Origin of the sequence: Janibacter sp. RAF52 (assembly GCF_052114035.1) — a bacterium.
Taxonomy (GTDB): Bacteria; Actinomycetota; Actinomycetes; order Actinomycetales; family Dermatophilaceae; genus Janibacter; species Janibacter hoylei.
This window is the reverse complement of the sequence record NZ_JBFRDY010000001.1, coordinates 138223-151929: the sequence shown is the minus strand read 5'-3', so window position 1 is coordinate 151929 and position 13707 is coordinate 138223. Positions and strand designations below refer to the sequence as shown.

The following is a 13707-nucleotide window of genomic DNA, read 5'->3' as shown; positions in this document are numbered from 1 at the left end:
CTCAGACCAGCTCCTCGGTGCCGAAACGGCGCACGTAGAAGAAGACGAGCACGAGGATCATCGCCATGAGCGTGAAGCTCAGCGCCGCGGCGGTGTCGTAGCCGCCCGGCACCTTGAAGAACTGGCTCTCGATGACGTTGCCGACCATCTTGGTGCTGCGGTCGGACCCGAGGAGCTCGGCGTTGACGTAGTCGCCGGAGGCGGGGATGAAGGTGAGCAGCGTCCCCGCGAGCACGCCCGGCATCGACATCGGCAGGGTCACCCGCGCGAAGGTCGTCATCCCGCTCGCGTAGAGGTCGCCCCCGGCCTCGATGACCCGCGGGTCGGCGCGCTCGAGCGAGGCGTAGATCGGCAGGACCATGAAGGGCAGGAAGTTGTAGGTCAGGCCCGCGACGACCGCCACCCAGGTCTCGGTGATCCGTCCGCCCGGCAGCAGGTGCAGCGTCGTGAGCACGCTGGCGACGACCCCGTCGTCGGCGAGGATCTGGCGCCACGCAATCGTGCGCAGGATGAAGGAGGTGAAGAAGGGCGCGATGACGCAGATGAGCATCACCGGGCGCCACCGCCCCGCCTTGAAGGCCATCGCGTAGGCGAGCGGGTAGGCCAGGACGAAGGCGAAGAAGGTCGCCAGGGCCCCGAAGAGCAGCGAGCGCAGCATGTGCGGCCAGAACTCGACGAGCGCGTCGACGTAGTTGGAGAAGTTGACGTCGCGGTAGTAGTAGCCGGGCGCCCCGGGGTAGTCGCTCTGCAGCGAGACGGTGAAAAGCTGCACGACGGGCACGACGAAGAAGACGACGAGCCAGAGCACGCCGGGCAGGAGCAGCAGGTAGGCGATCCGGCGGGAGCGCCGGCCCTCGACGACGTCGGGATCGACGGCGGCCGAAGGGGGTCCGCCCGCCGTCGCGGTGGTCACGATGCCTCCCCCGCGGTGGCGACGAAGGCCTTGTCCTGCGCTCCCTCGGGCAGGTCGTCGGCGGCGACGACGAAGGCGTGGGCGGGGTTCCACGACAGCCACACCTCGTCGCCGGGTCGGGTCGCCTGCGGCTCGACGTCGAGGTTCTGCTCGTAGACCGACCAGGTGCCCCCGGAGGGCACGGTGACGAGGTACTGCGTCGCGACGCCGGTGAAGGAGACGTCGGTGACCGTCGCCCGCACGTCACTCCCGGCCGCATCGGGCCGAAGGGTGTGCAGCCGCACCTTTTCGGGCCGGACACCGAAGAGCACCCGTCCCTCGGTCACGGCCGCCCGGGCACGGGGCACCCGCACCGTCGTCCCGGCCGCATCGGCGACGAGGTGGTCCCCGTCGCTGCCGGTGACGGTTGCGGGCACGAGGTTGGACTGGCCGACGAAGCCGGCGACGAAGGCCGTGCCCGGCAGGTCGTAGAGCTCCTCGGGGGCGCCCATCTGCTCGATGCGCCCGCCGTTCATCACCGCGACGGTGTCGGCCATCGTCATGGCCTCCTCCTGATCGTGGGTGACGTGGATGAAGGTCAGACCGACCTCGGTCTGGATCCGCTTGAGCTCGACCTGCATCTGGCGCCGCAGCTTGAGGTCGAGGGCGCCGAGCGGCTCGTCGAGCAGGAGCACCTCGGGCCGGTTGACGATGGCCCGGGCCAACGCCACCCGCTGCTGCTGGCCACCCGACAGCTGGGCCGGGCGGCGCCCGGCGAGGTGGGCCATCTGCACGAGCTCGAGCGCCTCGTCGGCGAGACGGGTCGCCTCGCTCTCGCCGCGGCGCTTTGGTCCGAAGGCGACGTTGTCGCGGATGCTCAGGTGCGGGAAGAGGGCATAGCTCTGGAAGACGGTGTTGACCGGGCGCTCGTAGGGGCGCGAGCCGGTGAGGTCGGTGTCGCCGATGAGCACCCTTCCAGCAGAAGGCTGCTCGAGCCCCGCCACCATCCGCAAGGTCGTCGTCTTGCCGCACCCGGACGGGCCGAGCAGGGCGAAGAAGGAACCCCGCGGCACCCGCAGGTCGAGGTCGTCGACGGCGGTGAAGTCACCGAAGGTCTTGGTCACCGACGACAGGACGAGGTCGCCCTTCGCCTCGCGGACGCCGCCGGCGCCGGATCGTGTGAAGAGGCCCATCAGTTGCCCACCGCCTTCGCCCACAGAGCGCTGTAGTCCGCGTCCTCCTGGGAGGACAGTGCCCTGAAGCCGACGATGTCGTGGTCGGCGATGTAGTCCTCGCTCGGGAAGATGAAGGGCGACTCCGCGAGGTCGGGGTCGATCTTTTCCATCTCCGCCCGGGCGCCCTCGACGGGGCAGATGTAGTTGACCCACGCGGCGACCTCGGCGGCCACCTTGGGGTCGTAGTAGTAGTCCATGACCTGCTGGGCATTGCGCCGGTGGTGGCTCGTGATCGGCACCATGAGGTTGTCGCTCCAGAGCATCCCGCCGGACTCGGGGATGACGAACTCCCAGTCGTCGTCCTCGGTCTCGGCCCGCAGGACGAAGAGGTCACCGGACCAGACGATGCCGGCCACGGCATTGCCGCTCTTGAGGTCGTTGAGATAGCTGTTGCCCTTGACCCGGCGGATGTAGCCCTCGGTGAGGCGCTTGTCGACCTCACCGATCGCCGCCTCGAAGGCGGCCTGGTCGAAGTCACCGGAGGGGTCGACGCCCTGCGACTGCATGATCAGGCCGAGGGTGTCGCGGAACTCGCTGAGCACCGAGATGCGGCCCTTGAGGTCGTCGGCCCACAGGTCCTCGATCGCCTTGAGCTCCCGGCCGACCTTGCCCTTGTGGTAGCCGATGCCGGCGAAGCCGGACTGCCAGGTCAGGGAGTACTGCCGCCCGGGGTCGAAGGAGACGTCCTTGAGCGGGGCCAGGAGGTTGCTCGCATTGGGCATCTGGATCAGCTCGAGCGGCTGGCACAGCCCCTCGCGGATGATCCGGTTGGCCATCCAGTCGGTGAAGGTGAAGATGTCGCGGTTGATGTCCTGCTTCGCCCGCAGCTGCGGCGCGATCTTGTTGAAGTAGGTGTCGTTGTCGTCGACGTCCTCGGTGTAGGAGACCTTGATGCCGGTCTGCTTCTCGAAGGCGGTGAGCGTCGGGTAGGTCTTGCCCGCGTCGTCCATGTCGAGGTAGGCGGTCCAGTTGGCCCACCGCACCGTCTGCTCCCGCTCGGACCGGTCCTCGGGCAGGTCGAGCTCGGCGACGCCGCCGGCCGGCGGCTCGGGCGGGGCGCACCCTGCGAGGAGGGTGGCCCCGAGCCCGAGGGCGCCGGCCCCGAGCATCGTGCGTCGGCTCGGCTGGAAGGAGCCACGCGAGCGGGCCGAGGCCTGCGCGGCCCGGATCAGCGCGGCGGTTCTGGGGTCGGCAGGTCGCCGGAGGCGGTCCATCTCGGACCTCGCTTCCGTGGGGAGGGACGAAGGGGAGGGTGGTGCGTCAGCTCTCGATGTTGGCCATGACGTGCTTGACCCGGGTGTAGTCCTCGAAGCCATACATCGACAGGTCCTTGCCGTAGCCGGACTTCTTGAAGCCGCCGTGCGGCATCTCGGCGACGAGCGGGATGTGCGTGTTGATCCAGACGCAGCCGAAGTCGAGGCGCTTGCTCATGCGCATGGCGCGCCCGAAGTCCTTGGTCCACACCGACGACGCGAGGCCGTACTCGACGCCGTTGGCCCAGGCAACGGCCTGGTCCTCGTCGGTGAAGCGCTGGACGGTGATGACCGGGCCGAAGATCTCGTCCTGGATCGCCTCGTCGTCCTGCAGCAGGCCGGAGACGACCGTCGGCGCGTAGAAGAAGCCGTCGCCCATCGCGGTGAGCCGCTCGCCACCCTGCGCGAGGTTGGCGTGGTCGGGCAGCCGGTCGATGAAGCCGGCGACCTTGGCCAGCTGGTTGCTGTTGTTGACCGGGCCGAGGAGCGCGTCCTCGTCGTCAGGCATGCCGACCTTGGCGTTGTCGCGGGCGTACTCGGCGAGTGCGGCGACGAAGTCGTCGTGGATGCCGGGGGCGGCGAGCACGCGGGTCGCGGCGGTGCAGTCCTGGCCGGCGTTGAAGTAGCCGGCCGTGGCGATGCCCTCGACCGCGGCCTCGATGTCGGCGTCGTCGAAGACGACGACCGGCGCCTTGCCGCCGAGCTCGAGGTGGGCCCGCTTGAGGTTGCGCGCCGCGGAGGCGGCGACCTCGATACCGGCACGCACCGAGCCGGTGATCGCGACGAGGCCGGGGGTGTCGTGCTCGACGACCATGCGGCCGGTGTCGCGGTCACCGGTGATGACGTTGAAGGTGCCGGCGGGCAGGAACTCGCTGGCGATCTCCGCCATGAGCAGGGTCGTCTCGGGAGTGGTGTCGCTCGGCTTGAGGACGATCGAGTTGCCGGCAGCCAGGGCCGGACCGATCTTCCACGTGGCCATCATCATCGGGTAGTTCCACGGGGTCACCTGACCGACGACGCCGATGGGCTCGCGGCGGATCCAGCTCGTGTGGCCCTTCATGTACTCGGCGGAGGCGCGTCCCTCGAGCACACGGGCGGCACCGGCGAAGAAACGCAGCTGGTCGCACATGACCGGCACCTCCTCGGTGGCGGTCAGGGCGTGCGGCTTGCCGGTGTTTTCCCCTTCGAGCCTGATGAGGTCGTCGGCGCGGGCCTCGAGGGCATCGGCGAACTTGAGCAGCGCGCTCTGCCGCTCGCCCGGCGTCGCCTCGGACCACTCGGCGAAGCCCGCCTCGGCGCTGGCGTAGGCCGCGTCGACATCGGCCTGCGTGGAGACAGGAGCGTGGGCGACGACCTGCCCGGTCGCGGGGTTGACCAGATCGATGCTCGCATCGCCGGTGGCGTCGACGTACTCGCCACCGATGAAGTTGCGCAGGGTCCGGGGCTGGGTCACGACTGGGGTCCTTCCGATCGGGAATGTGACCCAGACGATAGTGCGCCGTCAACGAAATCGACAGGCTCTCGCACTCACATTTGTGAAAACATCAGCGATCGCCGGTGTTTCGTGCGGATTTCGTCGCTCTGGGCTTGCCATGCGACCGGGATCACGCCACGATGGCGCCATGACCACCCCTGCTCCGCTCGACGAGATGAGCAAGCGGATCATCGAGCACCTCCAGGAGGACGGCCGCCAGTCCTACGCGACGATCGGCCGGGCCGTCGGCCTCTCCGAAGCCGCGGTGCGCCAGCGGGTCGGCCGGCTCATCGACGGCGGTCTCATGCAGATCGTCGCGGTCACCGACCCGCTCCAGGTGGGCTTTCGCCGCCAGGCCATGATCGGCCTGACCGTCGACGGCGACATGGGGCCGGTCGGCGATGCTCTCGCCGAGATCCCCGAGGTCGACTACGTCGTGACCACCGCCGGCAGCTTCGACCTGCTCGTCGAGGTCGTCTGCGAGGACGACGCGCACCTGCTCAGCCTGCTCACCGAGCGCATCCGCACCCTGCCGGGCGTGCGCTCGACCGAGACCTTCGTCTATCTCAAGCTCAACAAGCAGCACTACAACTGGGGGACCAGATGACCCAACCGACCACCACTGCTCTCGGCACCGACATGCAGCAGGCCGCCCGAGACCACCTGTGGATGCACTTCACCCGCCACTCCGTCTACGAGGAGGGCGGCCGCGTCCCGACGATCGTGCGCGGCGAGGGCCACAAGATCTGGGACGACCAGGGGCGCGAGTACATCGACGGCCTCGCCGGTCTCTTCGTCGTCCAGGTCGGTCACGGGCGCACCGAGCTCGCCGAGACGGCGCTCAAGCAGGCCGAGAAGCTCGCCTTCTTCCCCATCTGGTCCTACGCCCACCCGGCGGCGATCGAGCTCGCCGAGCGTCTCGCCCAGGGCGCCCCCGGCGACCTCAACCGGGTCTTCTTCACCACCGGCGGCGGCGAGGCCGTCGAGTCGGCGTGGAAGCTGGCGAAGCAGTACTTCAAGCTCACCGGCAAGCCGAAGAAGCACAAGGTCATCTCCCGCTCGATCGCGTATCACGGCACCCCCCACGGCGCTCTGTCGATCACCGGCCTGCCGCCGCTCAAGGAGGACTTCGAGCCGCTCGTGCCGGGCGCGCACAAGGTGCCCAACACCAACATCTACCGGGCGGCCGAGGACCTGCGTGACGACCCCAAGGCCTTCGGCCGCTGGGCCGCCGACCGGATCGCCGAGGCGATCGAGTTCGAGGGCCCCGACACCGTCGCCGCCGTCTTCCTCGAGCCGGTGCAAAATGCCGGCGGCTGCTTTCCGCCGCCCCCCGGCTACTTCGAGCGGGTGCGCGAGATCTGCGACGAGTACGACGTGCTGCTCGTCTCCGACGAGGTCATCTGCGCCTTCGGCCGCATCGGCTCGATGTTCGCCTGCGAGGACTTCGGCTACACGCCCGACATCATCACCTGCGCGAAGGGGATGACCTCCGGCTACTCCCCCATCGGCGCGATGATCGCGAGCGACCGGCTCTTCGAGCCGTACAAGAGCGGGACCAACAGCTTCGCCCACGGCTACACCTTCGGTGGCCACCCGGTGAGCTCGGCGGTCGCTTTGGCCAACCTCGACATCTTCGAGCGCGAGGGGCTCAACGACCACGTGAAGGAAAATGCCCCGGCCTTCCGCCGCACCCTCGAGCGGCTGCTCGACCTGCCGATCGTCGGTGACGTGCGCGGCGAGGGCTACTTCTACGGGATCGAGCTGGTCAAGGACAAGACGACCCGGGAGACCTTCGACGCCGCCGAGTCCGAGTCGATGCTGCGGGGTTACCTGTCCAAGGCGCTCTTCGACGCGGGCCTGTACTGCCGCGCCGACGACCGCGGCGACCCGGTCGTCCAGCTCGCTCCCCCGCTGACGGTCGGCCAGGCCGAGTTCGACGACATCGAGCAGCGGCTGCGCACGGTCCTCACCGAGGCCCCCAACCACCTCTGACCTCCCTTCGCCCGCCCCTCCCTGCGCATTTCCCTAGGGAAATGCACACCCCGGCCGCATTTCCCTAGGGAGATGCCGGGTCCGGCGGTCATTTCCCTAGGGAAATGCGGATCTCCGGCGGCGGGCGAGCAGCGGCGGGCCCGCCCCCTGTCGGTCCCTGAGGAGGTCGCGCAGCGACCGTCTCGAAGGGCTGACGAAGGGAGCGGACCCGCCGCTGTCGTGGGGTCGCCGATCAGCCGGCAGCCACCTGGAGCAGACCCCCGGTCGTGCCGGAGGGGGCATCGCCGATGACGTCGACGGCGCTGTCCTGCAGACCGCTCGTGATGGCGTCGGGCGTCGCACCCGGGTTGGCCTCGAGGTAGAGCGAGGCCGCGCCCGCGACGTGCGGGCTGGCCATCGAGGTGCCGCTGTAGGTCTCGGTACCGCCACCGGGCACGGTCGACTCGATGTCCTGGCCCGGGGCATAGCCCTCGACGACCGACCCGTAGTTGGAGAAGTCAGCGTTGCCGTCCCCGTCGGTCGAGGCGGCGGTCGTGAAGACCCCGTCCGCGCTCGCCGGGGAGACGTTGGCCGCGTCCTGCGACTCGTTGCCCGCCGCCACCGAGGTGAAGACGCCGCTGTCGACGAGGCCGCTGGCCGCGTTGTCCAGCGCCGGGTCCTTGGACCCGCCGAGCGACATGTTGGCGACGGAGGGACCGTCGGCCTGCTGCGCGACCCAGTCCATGGCCTCGATGATCCCGGCCGACGAGCCGCTGCCGCTGTCGTCGAGCACCTTGACCCCCACGAGGTCGACGCCCGGGGCGACACCGTAGCTCTCGCTGCCGATCGTGCCGGCGACGTGCGTGCCGTGGCCCTGACGGTCGAGGCCGTCCCCGCCGGTCACGTCGAAGCCGACGGACGCCCGGCCACCGAACTCGGTGTGGTCGGGTTCGATGCCGGTGTCGAGGATGTAGGCGGTGACGCCGGCACCCGTCCCCGCCGGCTCGTAGCTGCCGTCGAGGGGCAGCGCCGGGTCGTCGATGCGGTCCAGACCCCACGGGGTGTCGGCCGCGGCCTGCCCCTCGGAGGGGTCGACGCGGATGCTCATGTTTTCCGAGACGGCCGCGACGTCCGCGTCGGCGCGCACGTCGTGGAGCTGCTGCGGTGTGAGCCGTGCGGAGAAGCCGTCCATGACCTCGGTGTAGACGTGCGTCGGGGTCACGCCGAGGGAGGAGGCGACAGCCCGCGCGTCCTCGCCCTCGTCGAGCGTGACGACGTAGGTCGTCTCCCCCTGCATCTCCAGCGCTGCGTCACCGTGCGTGGTGAGCGGGGCGAGGTCCTCGCCGTGGGCCTGGGCTGCGAAGGGGGTCACCGCCAGCAGGAGTGCCGCCGAGGAGACGACAACACTGGCGCTCTTCGTCGAGTACTTCATGGGTTCCTTTCGTCTGCCGTCCCGGATCTCGGAGCGGCTGCTGCTGGACACTACGAGTGGCTCACGGGGGTGTCCACGGCTCGAGATCGACCCCTCCCTAGCGTCAACGAACGGTAAGAACCGGTGCGTGAGAGGCGATCTGCCGCGGATCCTGCGGCGGCTGGGCCCAGTCGCCGCAGGCCATCACCCACCCTCCGGAGCCCGATTTCCGGAGAGAATCCATACCGATCCCCGACGCCCCCGACACCCGCGGCTAGGTTGGGCGGCATGACGAGGGAGACCCGCCACCACCCCCTGGGGGACGTGCTCGGACGCCGTCCGGGCGACCCCGCCTTCCGCGAGGTCCACGACGAAGGGGGTCTGCGTCGCCTCATCGGAGCGGGCACCCCGCTCGCGGGCTGGCGCCTGCAGGGCCTGGACCTCGAGCCCCACGCGGAGCACCTCTCCCGGGCCGACGTGCGCGGTCTCGTCGTGCTCGGCGGTCAGGTCCCCGACGCGCTGGCCCGCGACCTCGTCGCGCGCGGCGCGGTCATCATCCCGCCCGACCCCACCTGCCCGGTCGAGGCCTTCCGCTCGCGGCTGTACACCCCCTTCGACCTCTACGACGGCATCGCCGAGCACGGCTACGCCAGCACCGTCGACGCTCGCGCCTACGCGTGGAGCCGTGAGGCGCGGACCCAGCACGATGCGTGGGCGACGCTGCTGCGGGCGGTGCACGACGACGCGGTGCAGGACGCCCTCGTCGAGGCGCTCCACGGTCGCGACGTCGTCGGCGTCATGGGCGGGCACGCGCTGGAGCGTGGGAGCAGCGACTACGCCGACGCCGCCCGGCTGGGCCACGCACTCGCCGCGAGCGGGCGCGTCGTGCTGACCGGCGGCGGGCCGGGAGCCATGGAGGCGGCCAACCTCGGCGCGCTCGCCCCGACCCCCGACGCGGTCGACGCGGCGTTGGGCCGGCTGGCCGCGGTGTCGAGCTTCCGCCCGTCGGTCGAGGCCTGGGCAGAGCTCGCGCTGCGGGTGCGCGACGACCTCGGGGCCGCGCCGGGTCGGGCCCGCAGCTACGGCATCCCGACGTGGTTCTACGGCCACGAGCCGCCCAATGTCTTCTGCGACGGCATCGCCAAGTACTTCTCCAACGCGCTGCGCGAGGACGTGCTGCTCGCCCAGAGCAGCGGCGGGCTCGTCGTGCTGCCCGGCGCAGCCGGGACCGTGCAGGAGATCTTCCAGGCCTGCACGCCGCTGTACTACGCGCCCGAGGGCGAGACGCTGCCGCCGCTCGTGCTGGTCGGCCTCGAGCACTGGACCGAGACCGTCCCCGTCTGGCCCGCCCTGCGCGCGCTGGGGACCGGACGGCCCCTCGGCGAGGTGCTGCACCTCGCCGAGACCCCCGAGGAGGCCGCCGCGCTGCTCGCCGCCTGAGGAGCCACCGCCCCAGTGCAGATTTCCCTAGGGAAATACGGAACCCGTGCGCATTTCCCTAGGGAAATACGGCCCCCGTGCGTATTTCCCTAGGGAAATGCGCACGGGGGTGCGGTCAGTCGAAGACGATGGTGCGCCGGCCGCGCAGGACGACCCGGCGCTCGACGTGCCAGCGCAGGGCGCGGGCAAAGGCCATCGCCTCGAGCTCGGCGCCGGTGGCGGCGAGCTGGGCGGGGCTCATCCGGTGGTCGACCCGCCGGAAGTCCTGCTCGATGATCGGGCCCTCGTCGAGGTCGGAGGTCACGTAGTGGGCGGTGGCGCCGATGACCTTGACCCCGCGCTCGTGTGCCTGCGAGTAGGGCCGCGCCCCCTTGAAGGAGGGCAGCAGCGAGTGGTGGATGTTGATGACCCGGCCCGGGAAGTCGGCGCACATGTCCTCGGAGAGCACCTGCATGTAGCGCGCGAGCGCGACCGTCTCGATCCGCTCGGCCGCGATGATCTCGCGCAGCCGTGCCTCGGCCTGGGGCTTGGTCTCCCGGGTCACCGGGACGTGGTGGAAGGGGATGCCGTGCCACTCGACCTCGGCCCGGAAGTCCTCATGGTTGGACACGACGGCCGGCACGACGACATTGAGCTGGCCGGTGCGCACCCGGAAGAGCAGGTCGTTGAGCACGTGGCCCTGCCGGCTGACCATGATGAGCAGCCGGTGCGGCTCCTGCGGGTCGTGCACGTCGACGTCGGCGCCGAGCTCGGTGACGAGCCGCTGGCGCTCGGCCTCGAGCCGGTCGGCGTCGATCGGGGTGTCGGCCTGCAGGTGCATCCGCAGGTGGAACTCCCCTGTCGACGGGTCACCGAACTGCTGGCTGTCGAGGATGTTGAGGTCCAGCCCGACCATGGCGCCGGTCACGGCGTGGACGATGCCGCGCCGGTCGGGCCCGTTGAGGGTCAGGACGATCTCGCGGCCGAGGCCGCGTTCAATGGGCGTGCTCATTCGGCACCCGAGGTGGCCGCCGCGAGCTGCCCGCAGGCACCGTCGATGTCGCTGCCGCGGGTGTCGCGCACCGTCGTCGGGATGCCGTGTGCCCGCAGCCGCTCGACGAACTGCTGCTCGACGCCGCGCCGCGACGCGGTCCACTTCGAGCCCGGGGTCGGGTTGAGCGGGATCGGGTTGACGTGCACCCAGCCCTTGCCGCGCTCCGTGAGCTTCTTGCCGAGCAGGTCGGCGCGCCAGGCCTGGTCGTTGATGTCGCGGATCAGGGCGTACTCGATGCTCACCCGGCGGCCGGTCCGCAGGTAGTAGCGGTGGGCGGCGTCGATCGCCTCGTCGACCTTGAATCGGGTGTTGATCGGCACGAGCTCGTCGCGCAGCTCGTCGTCGGGAGCGTGCAGCGACAGGGCGAGCGTCACGGGGATGCCCTCCTCGGTGAGCCGGTCGATACCGGTCACGAGCCCGACCGACGACATCGTGATGCCGCGGGCGCTCATGCCCAGCCCCTCCGGCGAGGGGTCGACCATGCGCCGGATCGCGCCGATCGCCGCCTTGTAGTTGGCCAGGGCCTCCCCCATGCCCATGAAGACGACATTGGTGACCCGACGCCCCCCGGACGAAGGGAGCGACTCCCCCTCGTCATCGGCCTCGGCCCCCAGCCCGGCCCCGGCGTCGTCGCCGAGCGACAGGTCGCCCGCCTCGGCGAGCATCCGGTTGGCCGCGACGACCTGGTCAACGATCTCGGCGGTCGACATGTTGCGGGTCAGACCCTCCTGACCAGTGGCACAGAAGGGGCAGTTCATGCCGCAGCCGGCCTGGCTGGAGATGCAGATCGTCGCCCGGCGCGGGTAGCGCATGAGCACCGACTCGACGAGCGCGCCGTCGTGCAGGCGCCACACCGACTTCAGGGTCGCGCCCCGGTCGGCGGTGATGGTGCGCACCGGCGTCAGCAGACGCGGGAGCATCGCCGTGACGAGCTCCTCGCGCGCCGCCTTGGGCAGGTCGCTCATCTGCCCGGGGTCGTCGGTGTGGTGGGTGAAGTAGTGCGTCGACAACTGCTTGGCGCGGAAGCCGGGTAGGCCGAGTTCCTTGGCCCACTCGACGCGACCGGCGAGGTCGAGGTCGGCGAGATGGCGCGGCGGCTTGCCGCGCCGGGGCGCGGTCATGGTCAGCTGGCCGGGCGCCGGTCGGGCGGTCGAGGGTGTGGGCAGATCGGTCATCGCCCCCAGTCTCTCAGGTCAGGAGCGTGCCCCGCCAAAGCTGCCCGCCGCGGGATCGGCGGCGTCCCGCCCTTCGCCCTCGCTGTGGGCCGCCTCGTCGGGCGCCGGGGACTCGTCCGGCCCGGAGAGGGCGCCGACGAGGGCGACGTGCACGGCCTCGGCACTACCGATGCTCGGCTCGTCGACGAGGTGGTACCACTCCTGAGCACCCTCGTAGCGGATGCGGTTCGCGACCCGGCCGTCGCGCTCGGTCGTCTCGAGCTCGACGCGACCGGTGATCGTGCCGACCTCACGGGTGGCGACGCCGGCGCGGGTGGTGAAGGTGCTCGTGGGCACGGTGGTCTCCTCAGCAGCTCTCGAGTCGGGTGCTCAGCGCCGTCTTCTCCGCGGACTGCAGGGCTGGGCCCCAGCGGTACTTCGTCGCCACCCACATCTTCGCGTAGGTGCACTGGTAGGCGGTGCGAGTGGGCCACCACGACGAGGGGTCCTGGTCCCCCTTCGACCGGTTGGACGAGGCCGAGACCGCGATGAGCTGCGGACATCGAGGTCGTTGGCGAAGTCCTCGCGCTCCTGGGCCGACCACGAGTCCGCGCCCGAGCGCCAGGCCTCGGCGAGCGGGACGACGTGGTCGATGTCGAGGTCGCTGCCGTCGGTGAAGGACGCGCCGTCGTACTCGCTGTACCAGTCCCCCGACGGCACCCGACCGCCAAGGACCCGCCATGCGCCTGCGCGCCACCTGCTCCCTCCTCGCCGCCACCGCAGCCACCTCGCTCGTGCTGGCCGGCGGCGTCGGCCACCGCCGCACCTCCCGGCATCCCGTCCACGGCCACCGCGATCAGCCAGCTCGACGCCCTCGGGGCCCGAGCGACGCTAGGGCGACCTGTGGGACCGCGGGTGAACACGCGGTCAGGCCCGGCCGGGGGCCTCGTCAGGGATCTACCAGATCAGTGGGGCGCGATGACCCGCAGCGCCACCCACACGAGCGGCACGACGAGCACGAGCGAGTCGAGCCGGTCCATCAGGCCGCCGTGGCCCGGGATGATGTTGGACATGTCCTTGATCCCGAGGTTGCGCTTGAGGCTGGACTCGATGAGGTCACCGATCGTCGCGACCGGGGCGACGAGGGCGCCGAGCACGGCACCCTGCCACCAGGGACCGTCGAGGGTGAGCGGGATCGCGATCGCCCCGACGAGCGCGCACGAGATGACCGACCCGGCGAAACCCTCCCAGGACTTCTTCGGGGACAGCTTCGGCGCCATCGGGTGCTTGCCGAGCAGGACCCCGAAGGCATAGCCGCCGATGTCGGAGGCGATGGTGATGATGATGAAGACGAAGATCCGCCACTGCCCCTGCGGCTCGGCGAGCATCATCGCGGCGAAGCCGGCCAGGAGGCACGGGTAGAGCAGGATCAGCGCGCCGGCGCCGACGTCACGCACGGCCCCGGAGAGCCCGTCGGCCACCCGCCACACGAGCGTGGCCACGAGCGTGAGCGCCGCCGCGAAGACGAGCGCCTCGGCCCCACGGACGTAGGCGGCGACGATCATGCTCACCGCACCGATGGCCACCGGGGCGAAGGGGGCGAAGAGCCCCCCTTCGCTCAGGGCCTGCCGCATCTCCCAGACCGCGATGACCATGGCGACGCAGATGACGACGACGAAGGCCACCGGGTGCGCCACCAGGGCGCCGGCCGCGCCGGCGCCGAGGACGACGCCAGAGGCGATGGCGACGGGCAGGTTACGACCCGCCCGGCTCGACGGACCTGCGGCGGCGGGCGCAGCCGCCCTGATGGCGCGCCGGGTGGCGGGCTGGGGTTCGGTCAC

The 13707-nt window shown here is 70.6% G+C and carries 13 protein-coding genes; 3 read left to right on the top strand and 10 right to left on the bottom strand.

The window, feature by feature from the left end:
- Window position 1 precedes the first annotated feature (1 nt).
- The 4 genes from AB4Y78_RS00730 to AB4Y78_RS00715 are packed head-to-tail and all read right to left on the bottom strand — an operon-like array spanning window position 2 to window position 4833.
- Window positions 2-913: an ABC transporter permease gene (locus AB4Y78_RS00730; RefSeq protein ID WP_387355395.1), complete on the bottom strand. Its 912-nt coding sequence runs from the start codon at window positions 911-913 to the stop codon at window positions 2-4.
- Window positions 910-2085 (bottom strand): ABC transporter ATP-binding protein, encoded by a 1176-nt coding sequence (locus AB4Y78_RS00725; RefSeq protein WP_387355396.1) that lies wholly within the window; start codon window positions 2083-2085, stop codon window positions 910-912. The genes AB4Y78_RS00730 and AB4Y78_RS00725 overlap by 4 nt, the downstream gene beginning before the upstream one ends.
- Window positions 2085-3341, bottom strand: coding sequence for a polyamine ABC transporter substrate-binding protein (locus tag AB4Y78_RS00720; protein ID WP_259909074.1), 1257 nt, complete (start codon window positions 3339-3341; stop codon window positions 2085-2087). The genes AB4Y78_RS00725 and AB4Y78_RS00720 overlap by 1 nt, the downstream gene beginning before the upstream one ends.
- A gap of 46 nt (window positions 3342-3387) precedes the next feature.
- Window positions 3388-4833 (bottom strand): gamma-aminobutyraldehyde dehydrogenase, encoded by a 1446-nt coding sequence (locus AB4Y78_RS00715; RefSeq protein ID WP_441713854.1) that lies wholly within the window; start codon window positions 4831-4833, stop codon window positions 3388-3390.
- A 169-nt stretch (window positions 4834-5002) separates the two neighbouring features.
- On the opposite strand from AB4Y78_RS00715, the gene AB4Y78_RS00710 reads away from it, so the two are divergent.
- Together AB4Y78_RS00710 and AB4Y78_RS00705 are read left to right on the top strand one after the other, a co-directional pair.
- Window positions 5003-5461, top strand: coding sequence for an Lrp/AsnC family transcriptional regulator (locus tag AB4Y78_RS00710; protein WP_259909076.1), 459 nt, complete (start codon window positions 5003-5005; stop codon window positions 5459-5461).
- Window positions 5458-6849 (top strand): aspartate aminotransferase family protein, encoded by a 1392-nt coding sequence (locus tag AB4Y78_RS00705; protein WP_387355398.1) that lies wholly within the window; start codon window positions 5458-5460, stop codon window positions 6847-6849. The genes AB4Y78_RS00710 and AB4Y78_RS00705 overlap by 4 nt, the downstream gene beginning before the upstream one ends.
- Before the next feature lie 232 nt (window positions 6850-7081).
- Here the strand turns inward: AB4Y78_RS00705 and AB4Y78_RS00700 are convergent, their stop codons facing one another.
- A complete protein-coding gene (locus AB4Y78_RS00700; RefSeq protein WP_387355399.1) occupies window positions 7082-8260 on the bottom strand; it encodes a S8 family peptidase in 1179 nt (392 codons plus the stop codon).
- 267 nt (window positions 8261-8527) lie between these two features.
- Between AB4Y78_RS00700 and AB4Y78_RS00695 the strand changes: the two genes are divergently transcribed.
- Window positions 8528-9679, top strand: coding sequence for an LOG family protein (locus tag AB4Y78_RS00695; protein ID WP_259909079.1), 1152 nt, complete (start codon window positions 8528-8530; stop codon window positions 9677-9679).
- Between the two features lie 115 nt (window positions 9680-9794).
- Here AB4Y78_RS00695 and purU read toward each other — a convergent pair whose 3' ends face one another.
- The 5 genes from purU to AB4Y78_RS00670 all read right to left on the bottom strand — a co-directional run bounded on the left by purU (window position 9795) and on the right by AB4Y78_RS00670 (window position 13707).
- Window positions 9795-10670, bottom strand: coding sequence for a formyltetrahydrofolate deformylase (gene purU, locus AB4Y78_RS00690; protein WP_441713853.1), 876 nt, complete (start codon window positions 10668-10670; stop codon window positions 9795-9797).
- Window positions 10667-11887 carry a 23S rRNA (adenine(2503)-C(2))-methyltransferase RlmN gene (rlmN, locus tag AB4Y78_RS00685; RefSeq protein WP_441713852.1) on the bottom strand — a complete coding sequence of 407 codons (1221 nt, stop codon included), beginning with the start codon at window positions 11885-11887 and terminating at the stop codon, window positions 10667-10669. The genes purU and rlmN overlap by 4 nt, the downstream gene beginning before the upstream one ends.
- 18 nt (window positions 11888-11905) lie before the next feature.
- Window positions 11906-12223: a hypothetical protein gene (locus AB4Y78_RS00680; protein ID WP_259909082.1), complete on the bottom strand. Its 318-nt coding sequence runs from the start codon at window positions 12221-12223 to the stop codon at window positions 11906-11908.
- Window positions 12224-12256: 33 nt separating this feature from the next.
- A complete protein-coding gene (locus AB4Y78_RS00675) occupies window positions 12257-12586 on the bottom strand; it encodes a GmrSD restriction endonuclease domain-containing protein (RefSeq protein WP_441713851.1) in 330 nt (109 codons plus the stop codon).
- Window positions 12587-12831: 245 nt separating this feature from the next.
- The gene (locus AB4Y78_RS00670) at window positions 12832-13707 is read right to left on the bottom strand and encodes a phosphatidate cytidylyltransferase (protein ID WP_259909083.1); all 876 of its coding nucleotides are present in this window, start codon (window positions 13705-13707) and stop codon (window positions 12832-12834) included.